The sequence below is a fragment of the Salegentibacter salegens genome (assembly GCF_900142975.1).
Lineage (GTDB): Bacteria > Bacteroidota > Bacteroidia > Flavobacteriales > Flavobacteriaceae > Salegentibacter > Salegentibacter salegens.
Window position 1 is genome coordinate 2,870,493 of sequence record NZ_LT670848.1, and the last position, 18,774, is coordinate 2,889,266.

An 18,774-nucleotide genomic window follows, 5' to 3' on the forward strand; every position below is an offset into this window, starting at 1 on the left:
AGGTAAATTTAGGTTTTTAATTGCGGGTTACAATTTGAAGGGTGTTATGGGTAAGCTGTTTCAGTAAAATTTCTTTGTCTTTTTCCAGGCTTTTTTTCGCTTCCTCGTTAAAGTGTCTTATGGTATATAAAGAAACTCCCGGCACAAAACTTACTTTAAACCTGGCTTTTAAATGCTGAAGTAATTTTTCTAATTGGTTGAATTTATTATCTACACAAACCGAAAAACTAATGGCTGAATTCTGAATTAAATCGACTTTCATCTGATATTGATGAAAAAGCCTAAAAACCTCGCTGATATTTTCCTCTACCATAAATGAAAAATCAAGTGTAGATAACGAAATTAGAACCAGGTCGTTTTTTACAATAAAACACGGGATTTCAGGAAAAATAAGTTCACCTTTTCCCACTTTAGTACCTTCACTTTCCGGTTTTAAAAAGGGTTTTACAAATAGCGGAATCTCTTTCTGTTGAAGCGGCTGTAAAGTTTTAGGATGAATTACCGAAGCCCCATAAAAAGCAAGTTCTATGGCTTCTTCGTATGAAATATGTTGTAAAAGTTGGGGATCTTTGAAGACCCGGGGATCGGCATTTAAAACTCCGGGGACATCTTTCCAGATGGTGACATTTTCAGCATTTAAACAATAAGCAAAAATCGCAGCGGAGTAATCACTTCCTTCCCGACCCAGCGTAGTGGTGAAGTTATTGGGATCTGACCCAATAAAACCCTGGGTGATATTTACCTGGTTTACGTTTAAGTTCTGCTGGATAGCTTCCTGGGTTTCTTCCCAGTTTACTCCCGCATCACGATAAACGCTATCGGTCTTTATAAAATTCCGGGCGTCCAACCAGTTGGTTTGTATGTTTTGAGAATTGAGATATTCACTCACAATCGTGGTAGAAACCAGTTCCCCGTAACAAATCACCTGATCGTAAACAAAATCGTATTGTTCAGATTTATTATGCTGAAGAAAATTTCTAAGTTCAGTAAACAGGTTTTTTATTTTATTGAAAATCGGGGCGCGGGTATCTAAAAAAAGCTCGTTGATTATTTGAAAATGAGTTTCTTCAACAGCTTCGAGACTTTTCGGAACTTTTTTTTCAAAAAGATAATCTTTAATCACAATTTCCAGGGCGTTGGTTGTTTTACCCATTGCCGAGATCACGATTACTTTAGGACCGTTTCCCGTTTTCTCCAATACATTCTGAACATTCCTTACTCCTGCAGCATCTTTTACCGATGCTCCTCCAAACTTAAAAACCTTCATAAAATTTTAATCGATATTTTTCTGAATTCCGGTTTCATCCATGTGTACGGTGTACCAGTTTTTCTTGATATCTGCACCGGTATTTTCATAGAATTCCTGGGCATTCTTATTGCCTTCAGAAACTACCCATTCTACTCTTCTAACGCTATTTTCGTGGCCATATTTCACCACTCTTTTGTAGAGTGCACCACCAAGTCCGGTGCCTCGCATACTCTCCCTAACTATAAGATCTTCCAGGTGCACGGTACGGCCTTTCCAGGTAGAAAACCTAAAATAAACCAGCGCCAATCCTTCAATTTTCTCATCTACTTCGGCAACAAAACATTTAAAATTGCCCTCATCAAAACCTTCGTGCTCAAGATCACTAACGTGAATCTCAACCTGATCTGCTGCTCCTTCGTAACTGGCAAGCTCTTTTATAAGTTCCAAAACTGCGGGCATATCTTCCCGCTTAGCTTCGCGTATAACGTATTCCATAAGTTTGGTGTTTCTACAAAAGTAGGAATAGATTTTAATAAAACGGGCTAATTAAAGCGGCTTAGCGTATTATTAACGTGATTTCTCAAGAAATCTATCCATTGCTTCCTCTTCCATTTGCACGGTACACCAATCGGTGAAAACGGTGGCGCCACTGCGGCTGTAGAAATCACGTGCGTGGGTGTTCCAGTCTAAAACTACCCATTCGGTACGTTTTACACCTTGTTCTTTAGCAAATTCAATTACCCGTTTGTAAAGTGCATTTCCCAAACCTTTTCCCCGCATTTTCTCGCGAACTACAAGATCTTCGAGATGTATAGTTTTTCCTTTCCAGGTAGAATATCTAAAATAGCATAAGGCCATTCCTTCAATCTTTTCTGCAGTTTCAGCCACAAAACAGGTGAAGGCTGGGTTGGGGCCAAAACCATCTTTTTTAAGATCTTCCGCAGAGATTATTACCGCGTCGGGTTCCTTTTCAAATTCAGCCAGTTCCTGAATAAGTTCTAAAACTGCCGGCATATCTTCCGGCTTTGCTTTCCTGATTTTAAATTCCATTTCAAATTGCTTTATCTACAAAAGTAAAGAATGAAATTCCAAAACAGATAATTCTAAAATATTTACTTAGAAAAGTAGAAATAAGTGCCTTGAATTTCGACTGACTTATATTTTTGTGAAATTTCGATATATTATAGCGAAAACGTTTTAGTAACTGAAAAAAATGAATAATTTTGAAGCAAATAACGATATTGGTTCAAAATGGTTAAGAAAAATCAAACTTTAGGCGAATTTATTATAGAAAATCAGGAGGCGTTTCCTTATTCATCAGGGGAGCTTTCGCGCTTAATCAGGTCTTTGCGCCTGGCGGCTAAAGTGGTAAATCACGAAGTGAATAAAGCAGGTTTAGTAGATATTCTGGGATTACACGGTGAAACTAATATCCAGGGGGAAGATCAGCAAAAACTGGATGTTTACGCTAACGAAACTTTTATTCAGACCCTGATTAATCGTGAAATCGTATGCGGTATCGCTTCAGAAGAAAACGACGATTTTATAACTATTTCAGGAAAAAATAATGATAATCAGAATAAATACGTGGTGCTTATGGATCCGCTTGACGGAAGCTCCAATATTGATGTAAACGTATCTGTTGGAACTATCTTTTCTATTTATCGTAGGGTAACACCAATTGGTACGCCTGTTACGAACGAAGATTTTTTACAACCCGGCAATAAACAAGTGGCTGCTGGCTATATTATTTACGGGACTTCAACAATGCTGGTTTATACAACAGGCTGCGGAGTGAATGGATTTACTTTAAATCCGGCGCTAGGTTCCTGGTATTTGTCTCATCCCGATATGAAATTTCCCGAAGACGGAAATATTTATTCTATGAATGAAGGTAACTACGTGCATTTTCCCGAGGGCGTGAAGAAGTACATCAAATATTGCCAGGAAGAAGAAGGGGACAGGCCTTACACGTCCAGGTATATTGGTTCTATGGTTTCAGATATTCACAGGAATATGATTAAAGGCGGAATTTTTATTTATCCAAAAAGTTCTAAAGCAAATAATGGAAAACTAAGGTTGCTGTACGAATGTAATCCTATGGCGTTTATCGTGGAGCAGGCAGGAGGAAAAGCAAGCGACGGATTTACTCGAATTATGGATATTCAACCTAAAGAATTGCACGAACGTGCGCCTTTTTTCTGCGGAAGTAAAAATATGGTAGTTAAAGCTGAAGAATTTATGCAGAAATATAGTTGAAAAGAAGGTTTAAAATTGGTCATCCTGAACTTGTATCAGGATACAATATGTTGATTAACATTATAACTTTCAGACAACTAAATTTATAAATCCTATTTATCCAATAAATATTGGTAATCTTCAAAATTCAATTGTCCGCTAAAGATCTGTATAGACCTTTTAATTATTTTTTCGGCATTGTCATTTGAAAAACCAAGGCCTATAGCATAACGTTTAATAAGGGTTTCTTCTTCATTATCTATTTCGCTATCGGCAAAAATAATCTTAAAAAGATCGTGCAAACGCTCTAAACGTTTTTCCACACTATTATAGGCGTTAATAGGGAATTCCTGCGGGTTTTTAATAACCATTTTATATTCCTGTTGGCTAATATCAAGTTTGCGCGCAAAACGTTCTAAAAGAACACGTTCTTTTTCGTTAATCTCGCCATCCACACTCGCAAGGTTTACAATAGAAGCGAAGTGGTTAATATTACGAAGATGCTCTCCCGAATCAAATAAATCTGAAAATGACATTTTAATAAATTTTATACTACAAATATACCTAAAGCTTAAAGTATAATTTATCAAAAAATCTCTAAAATATTAGCTTTTAATCAATCGCTAATCTTTTCTTAATCCTTTTTTTAAGCGTGGCATTTTGGGTAATTTCAATTCAAGTACCTAAGAAAAATGAAACCACCTTTACTCGCTTTTAATAAAAAAGGAATTTACTGCGAAGCGGCAGATGTTTACCTGGATCCCTGGAAACCGGTAGATAAAGCCATTATTTCCCACGGCCATGCAGATCATTCCCGTTGGGGACATAAAAAATATATTACCCATCACAGCAATGTCCCGATTATAAAACACCGTTTGGGTGATATTGAAGTTTCCGGGAAAGAATGGAATGAAACTTTTAGCATTAATGGCGTAAAATTTTCCCTGCATCCCGCCGGGCATATTATTGGCTCATCTCAAATTCGGGTAGAGCATAAAGGCGAAGTTTGGGTTTTTACCGGCGATTATAAAGATGAAGACGATGGTGTAGCTGTGCCTTATGAACCAGTAAAGTGCCACACATTTATCACCGAATGTACTTTTGGTTTGCCTGCTTTTAAATGGCAACCGCAAACGGAAGTTTTTACCGAAATTAATAACTGGTGGCAACAGAATAAAGAAAATGGCCAGACTTCTGTGATTTTTGGTTATTCCCTCGGAAAAGCCCAACGTTTGCTGAAACATTTAGATAATTCCATCGGTAAAATTTACACCCACGGTGCCATTGAGAATATGACTGAAGTGATTCGACCTTTATCTGAAATGCCCGAAACCACCAGAATTACCAAGGATACTAAAAAAGATGAAATCAAAGGAAATATTGTGGTGGCACCACCCAGCGCCCATGGAAGCCCCTGGATAAAAAAAATGGTGCCTTATGTCACGGCTTCTGCCAGTGGCTGGATGACCTTTCGGGGTGCTCGTAGAAGACGTGCCATAGACCGCGGTTTTGTCCTTTCTGATCATTGCGACTGGCAGGGGCTTTTAAAATCTATAAAAGCTACCGGTGCACAAAAAGTAATCTGCACTCACGGTTATACCGATATTTTTTCACGCTATTTAAGGGAATTAGGATACGATGCCAGGACCGAAGAAACGCAGTATGAAGGTGAATTGGGAGAAGATGAAGAGAAGCCCAGGGAGGAAGGGAACAATAATCTTCAAGATGAGAAATTATGAAAGAAGAAACTCAGGATAAGAAACTCCCCCTTCGGGGGCTGGGGGGCTTAGGGGTTTTTGCTGAACTCATAAAAACTTTAGACAGCACCAATAAAACTACATTAAAAGTTGAGGCCTTAACGCATTATTTTAAAAATATCGAAAATGAAGACAAGGTGTGGACCATCGCTATTTTATCGCATCGCCGCCCGCCAAGGCCGGTGAATACTACATTAATGCGTGCCTGGGCTTCAGAATTGGCGAATATCCCGTTGTGGCTATTCGAAGAATCCTATCATATTGTAGGCGATTTAGCCGAAACCATTGCTTTGGTGATCCCGCCGGCAGAAGAATCTTCAGAAAAAAGCCTGAATCAATTTCTGCAAGAAATACTGGAATTAAAACCTAAAACCGAAACAGAAAAAAAGGACTATTTACATAAAAACTGGCTTGCACTTAATTATTACGAACGCTTTGTTTTCACCAAACTCATCACCGGAAGTTTTCGCATTGGCGTTAGTCAGAAATTAATGACGCGTGCGCTTTCAAAAGCAACCGATATAGACGAAGATATTCTTGCCTATAAAATGATGGGAAATTGGAAACCTGAAAAAACAACCTTCAAAAAACTGATTTTAGAAGAGAACGAAGAAGATTATTTATCAAAACCTTATCCGTTTTATCTGGCCTACGCGATAGATGGCGAAGTAGAAGAATTAGGCGATGTAGAAGAATGGAGCGCCGAGCATAAATGGGATGGCATTCGCTCACAGGTAATTGTGAGAAATAATGAGCTTTTTGTTTGGAGTCGAGGCGAAGAACTCGTCACCGATAAATATCCAGAATTTGAAGCCTTTGTAGGTGAAATACCTAACGGAACTGTATTAGATGGTGAGATTTTACCATTTCCAAAAGGGAAAATCGGAACTTTTAAGGATTTGCAGACCCGAATAGGAAGGAAAAATATCAGTAAAAAATTGCTGGAAAAAACCCCGGTAATTTTAAAGGCTTACGATGTTTTGGAATGGAAAGGAGAAGATATTAGAACCAAAGCTTTTGCTGAACGGCGAAAAATTTTGGAAAAGCTTTTTTCCGAAGTTGCTGCGGAGGAAATTCCGTTGCATTTATCGGAGCGGATTTCCTTTAAAAACTGGAGTGAAGTTGCCGAAGAACGGGAACGTGCAAGAGAAGAAAAATCGGAAGGCTTGATGCTAAAAAGACTGGATTCACCATATTTAGTAGGAAGAAAAAAAGGCGACTGGTGGAAATGGAAAGTAGATCCGCTTACGGTAGATGCGGTGCTAACTTATGCGATGAGAGGTCACGGAAGACGAAGCAATTTATTCACCGATTATACTTTTGGATTATGGGACGACGAGAAAAAGGAACTGGTGACATTTGCCAAAGCCTATTCCGGTTTAACTGATGCCGAATTTAGAAAACTCGATGCGTGGATTAAGAAAAACACTCTGGAACGTTTTGGCCCCGTTAGAAGTGTAACTCCATACCACGTGTTTGAAATCGCTTTTGAAGGAATAGCAGAATCAAAACGCCATAAAAGTGGTGTAGCAACCCGTTTTCCGAGAATGGTTCGCTGGCGAACCGATAAAAATATCCACGAAGCAAATACGCTGGGTGAATTGCGGGATTTAATTCCCGATTAATTAAAAAAATACAAGACCTCACAGGTTTTCAAAACCTGTGAGGTCTCTTAGAACATGAACAAAAACCAACTCACTCAAATCGCCGAAACCTGGTTTTCTAATCAGGGGTGGAAGCCTTTTGCTTTTCAAAAACAAACCTGGATTGCTTTTTTGCAAGGAAAAAACGGACTCCTAAACGCGCCAACGGGAAGCGGAAAAACCTATGCTTTGTGGGTGCCAATTGTTTTGAACTATTTAAAGAAAAACCCTGATTATAAAACGAAACATCAAAAAGGTTTAAAAGCAATTTGGATCACACCACTGCGTGCGCTTTCGGTAGAAATTCAACAGTCGGCGCAACGATTTGCTGATGAGATTGATAGCGGATTAACGGTAGGAATTCGCACTGGGGATACGCCGCAAAAAGTGCGGGCTGCGCAGAAAAAGTCGATGCCCGATTTGCTGATAACCACACCCGAAAGCCTTCAATTGCTGCTGTCATCAAAAAACTACGATAAAACATTTAAAAACTTAAGTGCCGTGGTGGTTGATGAATGGCACGAATTGTTGGGCACTAAACGCGGGGTGCAAATGGAACTCGCTTTGTCCCGTTTAAAAACGGTTTCAGAAGATTTACGAATTTGGGGAATCTCGGCCACGATTGGGAATTTAGAACAAGCGCGGGAAGTTTTGCTCGGTCCAAATTCCGAAGCCTTTCAAAATTCGGTATTGATAAGAGCGAACTTGAAGAAGAAGATCAGCGTAAAATCTATTATTCCGAAGAAAATGGAAAAGTTTCCCTGGCGGGGGCATTTGGGTTTACACTTGATTGATGAGGTAGTGCCGATAATTAAAAATTCCAGAACCACGCTGCTTTTTACCAATACCCGCTCGCAGTGCGAATTGTGGTTTCAGAAATTAATGCACAAATATCCTGAGTTTGCCGGGGAAGTTGCGATGCACCACGGCAGCATTAACAAGGAAACCCGGCTTTGGGTGGAACAGGCTATTAGAAATGAAACTTTAAAAGCCGTGGTTTGTACGTCGAGCCTTGATTTAGGAGTGGATTTTGCCCCGGTGGAAACCATTATTCAAATTGGTGGGCCAAAAGGCGTTGCCCGGTTTTTACAACGTGCGGGAAGAAGCGGCCACCAACCGGGAAAAGAGAGTGTAATTCATTTTTTACCCACACACGCTATAGAACTTATCGAAGCTTCAGCGTTACAAAAAGCAGTGCAAAAAACTGCTGTTGAAGATCGAATTCCGTATTTGTTGAGTTTTGATGTTTTGGTGCAATACCTAACCACTTTGGCGGTTTCCGATGGATTTTTTCCGAAGGAAATCTGGCCTGAAATTAAATCTACGTTTTGTTTCCAGGGCATTACTGAAGATGAATGGCTTTGGCTACTGAATTTCGTTACCAAAGGCAGTCAGAGTTTGCAGGCTTATGATGAATATAAAAAAATTGAAATAGAAGAAGACGGCCGCTTTAAAGTGAATGATCGGGGAATTGCACTGCGGCACCGCTTGCAAATTGGAACCATTGTGAGTGATGCGGTTCTAAGCGTAAAATATATAAAAGGCGGATATATTGGAACTATTGAAGAATGGTTTATTTCTAAGCTCACGCCCGGAGATGTCTTTACATTTGCCGGAAGAAACCTGGAATTAGTGCGAATTAAAAGTATGCAGGTTTTAGTAAGAAAATCGAAGAAAAAAACATCAAAAGTGCCCAGTTGGATGGGCGGTAGAATGGCATTTTCAGCGCAAATGAGTGAACTTTTAAGGGAAGAAATGTATGCGGCTTCAGCTTCTACATCTCCCGGATCTGCCGAAAAATCATTAGAATTGAAAGCTTTACGGCCTATACTGGAAAGGCAGCAGAAAGAATCGATTATTCCGAAGCAGGATGAGTTTTTAATTGAAACTTTTAAAACCCGTGAAGGTTATCACGCGATCTTTTATCCGTTTGAAGGAAGATTTGTACACGAAGCTTTGGGAAGTTTACTGGCGTATCGTATCAGTTTGCTTTCACCAATTTCTTTCAGTATAGCTTTTAACGATTATGGATTTGAATTACTTTCAGACCAGGAAATTGATATGCAACAAGTCCTGGATAACGACTTATTTTCCGCGGAATATTTAATGGATGATCTTTATAAGAGTTTGAACGCTACAGAAATGGCCAGGCGAAAATTCAGGGATATTGCAGTAATTGCCGGGATGGTTTTTACCGGTTACCCTAATAAACTGATTAAAAGCAAGCATTTGCAAAGTAGTTCGCAACTACTATTCAGCGTCTTTAAAGATTATGAAGATGATAATTTATTGTATTTGCAATCCTTTAGAGAAACTTTTGAGCATCAGTTGGAAGAAGGCCGTTTGAGAATGGCTTTAGAACGAATTCAGCATCAAAATATCATATGGAAAAATTGCGAAAAACCAACCCCGTTTTCCTTCCCCATTATTACCGACAGGTTACGGGAAAAATTGTCTTCAGAAAAACTGGAAGACAGGATTAGGAAGATGCTAAAAAGCCTGGAAAATTAATTTCTTTCGTTTAATTTTTTAAGAACGGTGCTTCTTACTATTTCAGTAGTAATTCCAAAAAGTACGTGTGCAAAAAGCTCGTTCATTTGCATTCTTATTGGCACATCGGTGGGTTTTGGTTCAAGACCCATCAATGGAAGCGAGGTTTCGTGCGTAGTGATCCAGGTAGAACTTCCAAGAATAATTCCGTCTTTAATATTTAATTCATCATTGTCTTTCTTTCCAAAACCATAAGCTGCACCAACACTGGCGCCAATTGGGAAATTCACTAATTGTTCGGCTAACTCTTCATTATCAACACTTATCGGAGAACCGGTGATTTTAGTAGCAAGATCGTCAACTATTTTAATTTGGGCTGAACGTTGCTCAACTTCCCGTACAGTTAAAAAATGCTCTACCAGGCTCTTTACCGCTGTGCCGGCTAATCCACCAATAACACCAGCGAGTAATCCACGACCGGTGGCTTTGGAATAAGAATCTTTTTTCAACAAGGCTTGTACTTTCATAGTTTTACGATTTTTACTAAATAAAACTATCCATTATAAGATTTATCTACAATTGTTTAACAAGGATTTAGCAGCAGATATTTAAATTTTGGTAATTTTGAATATGGCACAGAAATTAAACACCGCCTTAATTCAGGCAAATTTAAAATGGGAAGACCCACAGGCAAACCGTGGTTTTTTTTCAAAAGAAATTAAAGCCCTTTCGGAGGATATAGACCTTATTATTCTTCCGGAAATGTTTACTACCGGATTTAGTATGAATGCAAGTAAATTAGCTGAAAAAACCGATGGGTTAACGCTAAATTGGATGCGCGAAATGACTAAATTGAAAGACGCAGCGGTAACCGGAAGCGTTATTATAACGGAAAATGATAATTTTTATAATCGGCTTTTCTTCGTTTTTCCAGACGGAAGTTATAAAATTTACGATAAGCGGCATACGTTCACCCTGGCCAGGGAAGATGAAACCTATACCGCTGGAAAAGATCGATTAATTGTTGATTATCGAGGTTGGAAAATTTGCCCGCTGGTTTGTTATGATCTTCGATTTCCTGTTTTTGCAAGAAATACCGAAGATTATGACCTGTTGCTTTATGTAGCAAACTGGCCAAGCAAGCGAGTTTTTGCCTGGGATACACTTTTAAAAGCCCGCGCTATAGAAAATATGAGTTATTGCATTGGCGTAAACCGAACCGGAAATGATGGCGATGGTTACAAGTATAACGGCCACACAGCAGCTTACGATTGTTTGGGAAAAAATCTTACCGAATTGGATCTCGAAAAACCTTTTATAAAGGAAATTTCGCTGGAAAAAAAGCATCTTGAGGAAACCCGAGGTCAATTAAAATTTCTTCAAGATAGGGATGAATTTACTCTAAAGTAAAAGTTTCTGGCATATCCCAGTTAGCTCGAACATCTATGGTATCTCGATAATACTGAATTTCCTCTGGCTGAATTCTTTTTAGGTAATTCCCGGTGTCCCATTTTTGGTTTTCATTATCGTCAAAAATTACCCGAATAAGGTATTTTCCGGGCTTTAAAAACCGGAAATGTAAGTTAGTATTGCCATTAGAATATTTTTCGGCCTGTACTTCTCCTTTTTCATTGGTGAGTTGCACTAGCAGCGGAAAACGATTAATATTTTGAAGCGTTAAAATAATGCTACCATAATCGGCATAAGATTTTGTGTTTAAACTCTGCTGAATAGTATCGTTGGTTTTTTCAAATAGATCGGTAATTGCTCCCGGTAAAGCCGTGAGTCGATAATCGGTGCTTTCTTCTTTTTCAAAAGAAATTATAATTTCATTTTCCAGGCGACGCATTTCAGTATTAAAAGGAATTATAACAGAATCTCCATCCCGAATACTAATTAGATCCTGATTAAAATCTGTGATTGGAGTATTCGCTTTCAGTTTAAAATCCTGTTCAAACTCAATCCCGCCAGAAGGTTCGGTTGTAATATTTAGCGAATCACGGTCGGCTTCGGCTATTTTTGTAAATAAAGTATCTCGCCGGGTAGGGCTCACTACTTCAAACGAAAGGCTGTCATATTCAGGTCGGATATTATACCAATAATAGAGTGTATCGGTTTTTCGATCTTTTACAATTCTAGATTGAAAACCTTCAGGTTCTGGGGTTAATAAATTTATTTCTACACTATCTACTCCTTTTTTACCTTCATAACCAAATAAGATTTGATTTCCTTTTAGTAGTTTAGGTCTTTTGGCTTCAAATTCCAGTTCTTCTTTAAAAATGGTGATATTGAAAGTAGAATCTGTAGGCAACGTGATGTAATCTTCAATAAAACCTATTTTTTCAGATTTAGGATTAAAATTATAATTATCGTTATTGTCTTCTACAGCCAATATTTGATAAGTACCTTCCTTAAGGTTTTCGAGTTCAAAATTTACGCTACTGTCTAAAGTATAGGTGATATATCTTGGGGTTTGCTTGTAAACTAATGAATCCGAAAAAGTTGAATCTACTTCGTATAAAAAAATAGAAATAAATTCGTTTGGCGCTTTTAGATAAGCGTCTTTTATAGTTCCTGAAATTTTTAAAGAATCCAGGTAATCGCCGGTAGAAAAAACATATTTAAAATACGGTAAGGGGTTGCCCTCGTTATTATCTACAATACTTTTTCCAAAATTTACGGTATAGGTTGTGTTTTCCTGAAGGGAATCCAGGTTTTGTATGCGAACATCTTTGCGCGCCGTCCCCATAGGTATAATTGTTGGGCGTGGTTCTATTGGTGGTGATATTACTATTTGCTGGCGTGCATCTTCCAATTTCACGTATTCGTTGAAGAAAATTCTAATTTCATCAGCAGAGAAATTTGTGTTGTAATTTTCAGGGTTTGCCCTTATAAATTTTGGTGGTTCTTCATCTTTTGGGCCCCCTTCAGGCATTCCTTTTTTTGCACATTGTACACAAAGCAAAAGGAGAGCGGCAACAAGTAAAATTCCGGGAATTTTTTTCAGCATAATTTAAAAATGAAATCTAAAAGCAAAGAAACAATTATTTTAGGTTTTAACGCGGGTATCAATCTGTAATTGCCATAGTGGCAATACTTAATTTGGTATTTTTAATTTTGAGCAATTTATTTCCACAGGCTTCCAGGGTAGCACCGGTGGTTACCAGGTCGTCAACCAGTAAAATATGCCGATTCTCCAGTTTTTCGTGATTTTCTATCATAAAAGTAGCATCTATAGCTCCCCACCGGCCAAGACGTTTTTTAAAAGTTTGGGTGCGCGAACTCGTTTTTTTTACCAGGACGTTTTCAATAAATTCGGCATCTAATTTATTGGCGAGCTCTTTTCCAAATCCGGTAACCTGGTTAAAGCCTCTTTTCTTTAATTTTTTACGATGAAGGGGAACCGGGATTACACAATTAATCTCTTTGAATCCGGGATGCAATTTCAGTTCTTCGCCAAGCCAATTTCCCAAAAAACTACCAACTTCTTCCTTTTTTTTATATTTAAGATTATGAATAAGATTTTGCACCATTCCTTTCTTTTTAAAATAAAGTAAAGAAGTGGCGTTTTCAATGCTTAAGCGGGCGTCAAATACTTTTTTAGTGGCATTTTCGTTATCAAGATGGTAATTAGTAATGGGGAGTTTATGTAAACAGGAAGTGCAAATTACTTCTTCTGCCTTTAATAATGGGCTATCACAGCAATTACAAATAGTTGGGTAGAACAGGTTTGTTAAATCGTGAAACATTTGTTAAGTCCTTGCGGTTTACCTTATTAAACTCCTAAATTTACAAACAAAATTTATTAATATGATGACCGAAAAGAAAAACAACACCGCGCTTAAAATTTTAACCGGAGTGTTAGCAGTGGCCTTGCTGGCCTTAGGTATCTATACAATTAAATTCTACAACGAAGAGAAGGAAAATAAAGCCATTCTTACCAAAGAGAAAGAGGTAATAGAAGATGAGCTTAACGATTTAATTATAAAATATGATGAAGCCATAGATGAAAATCAGGTGATGGATCAAAACCTGGTAGATGCCCGAAATAGAATTGAGCGTTTGCTGGATTCAGTAGAAGATAATGAGGCCAACCTGGTTTTAATTTCTCGCTATCGCAGGGAAATTAGTAATCTAAAATCTGAAAAAGATCGGTTATTTAGAGTGGTAGATAGTTTAAACCGCCAAAACCAAATGATGTCTCAAACTTTAGACAGTACTAACGTAATTCTACAGGAAAGAACAAGAGTTTCTGATTCTTTGCAAACTACCAACCAGGATCTTTCTAATAAAGTAGATCGTGCAGCACAGCTCAAAATCACAAATCTACGTGGCGAAGGTGTTATTGTAAGAAATAGTGGGAAACTGGTAGAAAACGATCGCACTCGAAGAATAGACCAGGTTAGAACATGTTTTACCATAACTGCTAACGATCTTGCCGGTCCCGGAGAAAGAGATATGTATGTGCAGGTTTATAATCCAGAAAATGAATTGGTAGGTGATGAAATTGTGGTAGAACACGAGGGCGGGCCTATGGTTTATAGTGCAGCTTCAAAAGTTTATTACGAAAACAACGAGTTAGATGTGTGTTTGTTAGCGAACACTAACGAAGATAGATTGCTGGAAGGTACCTATAAAGTTTACATTTATGCAGATGCAACTTTACTGGGAACAGCCTCTTTTAACCTAAGATAATTAAAACCTAAAATTCAAAGGCCGCCCTGCTGTTTATCAGGGCGGTTTTTTTATTTTTGTCCTATGGCAAAACAAGAAGACTTTTTTAAAAATGTAATATCCCATGCTAAAGAGTATGGGTATATTTTTGCGTCGAGTGAAATATACGACGGACTTAGTGCGGTTTACGATTACGGACAAAATGGAGCAGAATTAAAGAAAAACATCAAAGAATACTGGTGGAAAAGTATGGTGCAGCTGCACCAGAACATCGTAGGTTTGGATGCGGCTATTTTAATGCACCCAACCACCTGGAAAGCTTCGGGCCACGTAGATGCATTCAACGACCCTTTAATTGATAATAAAGATTCTAAAAAGCGCTATCGGGCCGATGTTTTGGTGGAAGATTATGCCGAAAAAATCAATCAAAAAGCGCAGAAGGAAATTGCAAAAGCAAGAAAACGTTTTGGCGATAAGTTTGATGAAGAAGAATTTATAAGCACTAATCCGCGGGTAATTCGTTATAAAAAGGAAGAAAAAGAGATTTTGGAACGCCTTGCAAAATCACTTACCGATGAAAACTTAGCTGACGTAAAAGCGCTAATTGAAGAGTTGGAAATTGCCTGCCCTGAAACAGGATCCAGAAACTGGACTGATGTAAAACAGTTCAACCTAATGTTTGGAACTAAACTGGGAGCTTCAGCCGATTCTGCAACAGATTTATATTTGCGTCCTGAAACCGCTCAGGGAATTTTTGTAAACTTTTCTAACGTGCAAAAAACCGGGAGGATGAAAATTCCTTTTGGAATAGCTCAAATAGGAAAAGCTTTTAGAAATGAAATTGTTGCGAGACAGTTTATCTTCCGCCAGCGGGAATTCGAACAAATGGAGATGCAATTTTTTGTGCGTCCTGGTGAAGAACTAAAATGGTTTGAACACTGGAAAGAAACCCGCCAGAAGTGGCATGCTTCTTTAGGTTTGGGCGAAGAAAATTATCGTTTTCACGATCACGAAAAAATGGCGCATTATGCTAATGCCGCTACCGATATAGAATTTAATTTCCCATTTGGATTTAAAGAATTGGAAGGAATTCATTCCAGAACCGATTTTGACCTTAAAGCACACGAAGAACATTCAGGAAAGAAATTACGTTTCTACGATCCCGAAATGAAAGAAAATTACGTGCCTTATGTAATTGAAACTTCTATTGGTTTAGACAGAATGTTTTTAGCGGTTTTTTCAGCTTCATTAAAAGAAGAAGAATTGGAAGGCGGCACCAGCAGAACAGTTTTAAAATTACCCGCAGTACTGGCACCAACTAAAGCTGCGGTTCTTCCGTTAGTTAAAAAAGATGGTTTACCCGAGCTTGCTCACGAAATTATAGAAGAATTAAAATGGGATTTTAGAGTTCAGTATGACGAAAAAGATGCAATTGGGCGCAGGTACCGCAGGCAGGATGCAGCGGGAACTCCGCTTTGTATTACAGTAGATCATGATTCTCTTGAAGACAAGAAAGTTACTGTGCGTTATCGTGATACTATGCAGCAAAAACGAGTAGATATTACAGAACTTAAAACACTTATTCAAGAGGAAATAGATTTCAAAACCTGGATGAATAAATAAATATAAAATATTTTTTAGATTACAAAAGGAGCGATTAATTAACTTAATCGCTCCTTTTGTTTTAGATAAGCATAGAATCATTATTTTTAGAAAGTAAAAGAAGAAGTCTAGTCAAAATGAAGAAAATTTTATTCCTTTTAGTTTTAATTTTTGGTTTTCATTCTATATTCCTGGGCCAGGACAGAGAAACTGCAGGCCCTGTTTATATAGATTCTGCCAGGGCGGTGTCTTCTTCCGCAATGTCTAAAAGAAAACTAATTCCCCCGGCCAGGGAATTTAAGATTTACAATCCGAGAAATCGTGGAATTAACAAAATTGTTCCGGGAAAAGGTTTGCCAAAAACCAGGGATGAAGCACTTCAGCAAAAAATGGGTGAAATCCCTGTAAAGGCACCTTACTTCACTTTTGAAGCTGCTTCTACACAAGCTACCCCTACAGATCCTACGGGAGCTGCAGGCCCAAACCATTATGTTAACGGCTGGAATTCGGCTTTTTCAATTTTTGATAAATCGGGAAACCGAATTATGGAGCCTGCTTCTCTTGCCAGTATTGGGGGAGAATTTACCAATGAGACGCTTGGAGACCCAATTATTTTATACGATGATTTTGCCGATAGGTTTATAATTTCACAATTTAGCGATACCCCAGAAAGTTTTTTGATAGCAGTATCACAGGGGCCAGACCCTATAAATGACGGTTGGTACACTTATCGCTTTACCACAAACGAGGTCTTGCCCGATTATCCAAAGATTTCAGTTTGGGGAGATGGTTATTATATAACGACCAATAAAAATACCAGGACCGCCGCTACCAGTCAGGTGGTGTATGCTTTAGAAAGAGACAAAATGCTTAATGGGGAAACTGCTCAAATTATGTCATTCCCATTGCCCGGTATAAGAACTAACGGTTTTTACAGTCCGGCTGGTTTTTCGGGGATTGGAGAAGAATTACCTCCGCGAGGAAATTCGCCAATAATTTTTCTGCAGGACGATTCTTGGGCGGGAGTAAACGAAGATCATTTAAAGCTCTGGCTTATTAATGTAGACTGGAGTAATCCTTCGGCATCAACAATTTCAGAATCCCAGGAATTAGGAGCGGGTGAAGGTGTTTCCCCGTTTATAGCCACATTTGATGGTGGCTCGTTTTCAAATCTTTCACAACCCGGAGACGACACTCCCGAAGTTGATGTATTACAGGCCACAATGATGTACATGACCACTTACAGAAGATTTCCAAATTATAATGCTGTGGTGATGAATTTTGTGGTAGATGTAGATCCCAGCGCGGCAGAACATGCAGGAATTCGTTGGTATGAATTGCGGCAGCAAAATGACGGTGGTCCCTGGAGTGTTTACCAGGAAGGAACTTATGCCCCGGATAATAGCGACCGATTTAGTGGAAGTATTGGCCTGGACGCCGAAGGAAATATTGCTCTTGGTTACACAGTTTTAAATGATAATCCGCAAAATCCCGTTTTTCCATCCCTACGGTATACCGGGAGATACCTTAATGATGAACCCGGGATTATGACTATTGAAGAGCAAGATATTATTGAAGGAGAAAGTCCAAATCCCAATTCGCGATATGGAGATTATGCGCATTTGAGTGTAGATGCTGCAGACGGACTTACTTTTTGGCATAATGGCGAATATTTTGTTGGCCAGGAAAGAAAAAATCACGTGGGTGTTTTTAAAATCGCTCCAGATTTTAATAATGATCTCGGTGTAGTTTCTTTGGTTGGCCCACAGGATGCGAGTTTGGGTTCAAATGAAGAAATAAGCGTAAAAATTAGAAATTATGGCCGGAATGCTCAATCTAATTTTGAAGTTAGTTACAGCATAAATGGCGGCACCGAAGTAACTGAAACTTTTGAAGAAACCCTTTCAGCAACAAGTTCTGCTGAATTTATTTTTTCTGAAACCGCCGATCTCTCTGAAGTTGGAGAAACCTACGAATTCCTTTTTGGTACCAATTTAGAAGGAGATGAAAATATTGAAAATGATACATTAGCCGCTTCAGTGCGAAATTTACCGCCAAACGATGTTGGGGTAACTTCAATTGATGCGCCGCAAACTGGTGAAAGTTTAGGGAATTCAGAAGAGGTAACCGTAAGCATAGAAAACTTTGGAGGCGAACCACAACAGGATATTCCGGTTTTTTACCAGGTAGGAAACAATACACCAGTAAGAGAAGTTTTTAACGGCACGCTGGAAGTTGGAGGTCTTGAAGTTTATTCTTTTAATCAAACCGCAGATATTTCACCTTCCGGGAGTTATAGAATTACTGCCGGCACAAGGCTGGAGAATGATTTTGACCGCAGTAACGACACAAGCGTAAGATCGGTAGCTAATTTAGATTGTATTCCCGAAGGATCTGATTGTAGTTTTGGCGACGGAATTTCATTTTTTGAATTAGAAGATGTTCTTAATGAACGTATTCCCTGCGGAAATGGTTATGCCGATTTTATTGGGCTTTCTGCTACTTTAGACCGTTCCCAGAGTGAATTTACCGTTTCGGTACAATCTCATTTTGCTGAAGAGGAAAACGAACAATTCTCAATGTGGATAGATTTTAATGACGATGCCGTTTTTGAGGATGATGAACGGGTAATTTCTGCTGAAGTTATTCCTACTGCTAATACCTGGTACTCCTATAATTTTAGTATTCCTACAGATGCATCTTTGGGCCAGCATCTTATGCGAATAAGAGCCGGAGATACCAGTTTTGATGGCGATCTCAATAATCCTTGTGAAGTGATGGATTATGGGACTACTCATGATTATTCAGTAAATATTACCGATTCTACTTTAAATATTGAAGATTTTATTCTTAATGAAGCCGAATTGGTAGTGGTTTCCGAAGAGGATAAACAGTTTAGGGTTATTATGGAAACCGATTATGAGGAGACTTTGAGAATTACCATTCATAATGTTTTAGGGCAAAAAATGTTAGAAAACCAGGTGGAAAATAATGGCACCGGGTATGTTTATGAACTGGATATGTCTTACGCTGCACGAGGTGTTTATTTAGTGAGAATGGGAACCCGGGATGTAGGAAAAGTAAAACGCTTTATTGTTAAATAGACTTTCTTAACTTAATT

Annotated in this window: 15 protein-coding genes; 8 read left to right on the forward strand and 7 right to left on the reverse strand. The window is 38.5% G+C overall.

Translation table 11 applies throughout. The features are described 5' to 3' along the window. Positions 1-16: 16 nt before the first annotated feature. The 3 genes from B5488_RS12830 to B5488_RS12840 form a co-directional block, all read right to left on the reverse strand. The gene (locus B5488_RS12830) at positions 17-1,267 is read right to left on the reverse strand and encodes an aspartate kinase (protein ID WP_079735618.1); all 1,251 of its coding nucleotides are present in this window, start codon (positions 1,265-1,267) and stop codon (positions 17-19) included. A gap of 6 nt (positions 1,268-1,273) precedes the next feature. Beyond that, positions 1,274-1,744, reverse strand: a complete 471-nt coding sequence (locus tag B5488_RS12835; RefSeq protein ID WP_079735619.1) for a GNAT family N-acetyltransferase — start codon at positions 1,742-1,744, stop codon at positions 1,274-1,276. A 72-nt stretch (positions 1,745-1,816) separates the two neighbouring features. Beyond that, the gene (locus B5488_RS12840; RefSeq protein WP_079735620.1) at positions 1,817-2,299 is read right to left on the reverse strand and encodes a GNAT family N-acetyltransferase; all 483 of its coding nucleotides are present in this window, start codon (positions 2,297-2,299) and stop codon (positions 1,817-1,819) included. Between the two features lie 201 nt (positions 2,300-2,500). Between B5488_RS12840 and fbp the strand changes: the two genes are divergently transcribed. Next, positions 2,501-3,508 carry a class 1 fructose-bisphosphatase gene (fbp, locus tag B5488_RS12845; RefSeq protein WP_079735621.1) on the forward strand — a complete coding sequence of 336 codons (1,008 nt, stop codon included), beginning with the start codon at positions 2,501-2,503 and terminating at the stop codon, positions 3,506-3,508. 92 nt (positions 3,509-3,600) lie between these two features. On the opposite strand, the gene B5488_RS12850 is transcribed toward fbp, so the two are convergent. Continuing rightward, positions 3,601-4,023, reverse strand: coding sequence for a tellurite resistance TerB family protein (locus B5488_RS12850; protein WP_079735622.1), 423 nt, complete (start codon positions 4,021-4,023; stop codon positions 3,601-3,603). 156 nt (positions 4,024-4,179) lie between these two features. Between B5488_RS12850 and B5488_RS12855 the strand changes: the two genes are divergently transcribed. Genes B5488_RS12855 through B5488_RS12865 form a run of 3 tightly spaced genes read left to right on the forward strand, consistent with a single transcriptional unit; the run spans position 4,180 to position 9,398 of the window. After that, positions 4,180-5,226, forward strand: coding sequence for a ligase-associated DNA damage response exonuclease (locus B5488_RS12855; protein ID WP_079735623.1), 1,047 nt, complete (start codon positions 4,180-4,182; stop codon positions 5,224-5,226). After that, positions 5,223-6,869 (forward strand): ATP-dependent DNA ligase, encoded by a 1,647-nt coding sequence (locus tag B5488_RS12860; RefSeq protein ID WP_079735624.1) that lies wholly within the window; start codon positions 5,223-5,225, stop codon positions 6,867-6,869. The genes B5488_RS12855 and B5488_RS12860 overlap by 4 nt, the downstream gene beginning before the upstream one ends. Before the next feature lie 54 nt (positions 6,870-6,923). Then, the gene (locus B5488_RS12865; RefSeq protein WP_079735625.1) at positions 6,924-9,398 is read left to right on the forward strand and encodes a ligase-associated DNA damage response DEXH box helicase; all 2,475 of its coding nucleotides are present in this window, start codon (positions 6,924-6,926) and stop codon (positions 9,396-9,398) included. On the opposite strand, the gene B5488_RS12870 is transcribed toward B5488_RS12865, so the two are convergent. Further along, positions 9,395-9,904 (reverse strand): DUF1440 domain-containing protein, encoded by a 510-nt coding sequence (locus B5488_RS12870; RefSeq protein WP_079735626.1) that lies wholly within the window; start codon positions 9,902-9,904, stop codon positions 9,395-9,397. The two genes, B5488_RS12865 and B5488_RS12870, sit on opposite strands and share 4 nt — an antisense overlap. A 103-nt stretch (positions 9,905-10,007) precedes the next feature. Here B5488_RS12870 and B5488_RS12875 point away from each other — a divergent pair, with 103 nt between their 5' ends. Beyond that, positions 10,008-10,787 carry an amidohydrolase gene (locus B5488_RS12875; protein WP_079735627.1) on the forward strand — a complete coding sequence of 260 codons (780 nt, stop codon included), beginning with the start codon at positions 10,008-10,010 and terminating at the stop codon, positions 10,785-10,787. Here the strand turns inward: B5488_RS12875 and B5488_RS12880 are convergent. Both B5488_RS12880 and B5488_RS12885 read right to left on the reverse strand, forming a co-directional pair. Continuing rightward, positions 10,774-12,387 carry an Ig-like domain-containing protein gene (locus tag B5488_RS12880; protein WP_079735628.1) on the reverse strand — a complete coding sequence of 538 codons (1,614 nt, stop codon included), beginning with the start codon at positions 12,385-12,387 and terminating at the stop codon, positions 10,774-10,776. The genes B5488_RS12875 and B5488_RS12880 overlap by 14 nt on opposite strands. A gap of 58 nt (positions 12,388-12,445) precedes the next feature. Then, positions 12,446-13,126 carry a ComF family protein gene (locus B5488_RS12885; protein ID WP_079735629.1) on the reverse strand — a complete coding sequence of 227 codons (681 nt, stop codon included), beginning with the start codon at positions 13,124-13,126 and terminating at the stop codon, positions 12,446-12,448. Positions 13,127-13,187: 61 nt separating this feature from the next. On the opposite strand from B5488_RS12885, the gene B5488_RS12890 reads away from it, so the two are divergent. The 3 genes from B5488_RS12890 (at position 13,188) to B5488_RS12900 (ending at position 18,757) form a co-directional block, all read left to right on the forward strand. Next, positions 13,188-14,072: a hypothetical protein gene (locus B5488_RS12890; RefSeq protein WP_079735630.1), complete on the forward strand. Its 885-nt coding sequence runs from the start codon at positions 13,188-13,190 to the stop codon at positions 14,070-14,072. A gap of 63 nt (positions 14,073-14,135) precedes the next feature. Next, entirely contained in the window at positions 14,136-15,674 is a 1,539-nt protein-coding gene (locus B5488_RS12895) for a glycine--tRNA ligase (RefSeq protein WP_079735631.1), read from the forward strand. A 116-nt stretch (positions 15,675-15,790) separates the two neighbouring features. Continuing rightward, positions 15,791-18,757, forward strand: a complete 2,967-nt coding sequence (locus tag B5488_RS12900; protein WP_079735632.1) for a GEVED domain-containing protein — start codon at positions 15,791-15,793, stop codon at positions 18,755-18,757. Positions 18,758-18,774: the final 17 nt, after the last annotated feature.

Coding starts and splice junctions, on each gene's coding strand:
- B5488_RS12830 (WP_079735618.1), bottom strand. CDS start 1,267: ATGAAGGTTTTTAAGTTTGGAGGAGCATCGGTAAAAGATGCTGCAGGA.
- B5488_RS12835 (WP_079735619.1), bottom strand. CDS start 1,744: ATGGAATACGTTATACGCGAAGCTAAGCGGGAAGATATGCCCGCAGTT.
- B5488_RS12840 (WP_079735620.1), bottom strand. CDS start 2,299: ATGGAATTTAAAATCAGGAAAGCAAAGCCGGAAGATATGCCGGCAGTT.
- fbp (WP_079735621.1), top strand. CDS start 2,501: ATGGTTAAGAAAAATCAAACTTTAGGCGAATTTATTATAGAAAATCAG.
- B5488_RS12850 (WP_079735622.1), bottom strand. CDS start 4,023: ATGTCATTTTCAGATTTATTTGATTCGGGAGAGCATCTTCGTAATATT.
- B5488_RS12855 (WP_079735623.1), top strand. CDS start 4,180: ATGAAACCACCTTTACTCGCTTTTAATAAAAAAGGAATTTACTGCGAA.
- B5488_RS12860 (WP_079735624.1), top strand. CDS start 5,223: ATGAAAGAAGAAACTCAGGATAAGAAACTCCCCCTTCGGGGGCTGGGG.
- B5488_RS12865 (WP_079735625.1), top strand. CDS start 6,924: ATGAACAAAAACCAACTCACTCAAATCGCCGAAACCTGGTTTTCTAAT.
- B5488_RS12870 (WP_079735626.1), bottom strand. CDS start 9,904: ATGAAAGTACAAGCCTTGTTGAAAAAAGATTCTTATTCCAAAGCCACC.
- B5488_RS12875 (WP_079735627.1), top strand. CDS start 10,008: ATGGCACAGAAATTAAACACCGCCTTAATTCAGGCAAATTTAAAATGG.
- B5488_RS12880 (WP_079735628.1), bottom strand. CDS start 12,387: ATGCTGAAAAAAATTCCCGGAATTTTACTTGTTGCCGCTCTCCTTTTG.
- B5488_RS12885 (WP_079735629.1), bottom strand. CDS start 13,126: ATGTTTCACGATTTAACAAACCTGTTCTACCCAACTATTTGTAATTGC.
- B5488_RS12890 (WP_079735630.1), top strand. CDS start 13,188: ATGATGACCGAAAAGAAAAACAACACCGCGCTTAAAATTTTAACCGGA.
- B5488_RS12895 (WP_079735631.1), top strand. CDS start 14,136: ATGGCAAAACAAGAAGACTTTTTTAAAAATGTAATATCCCATGCTAAA.
- B5488_RS12900 (WP_079735632.1), top strand. CDS start 15,791: ATGAAGAAAATTTTATTCCTTTTAGTTTTAATTTTTGGTTTTCATTCT.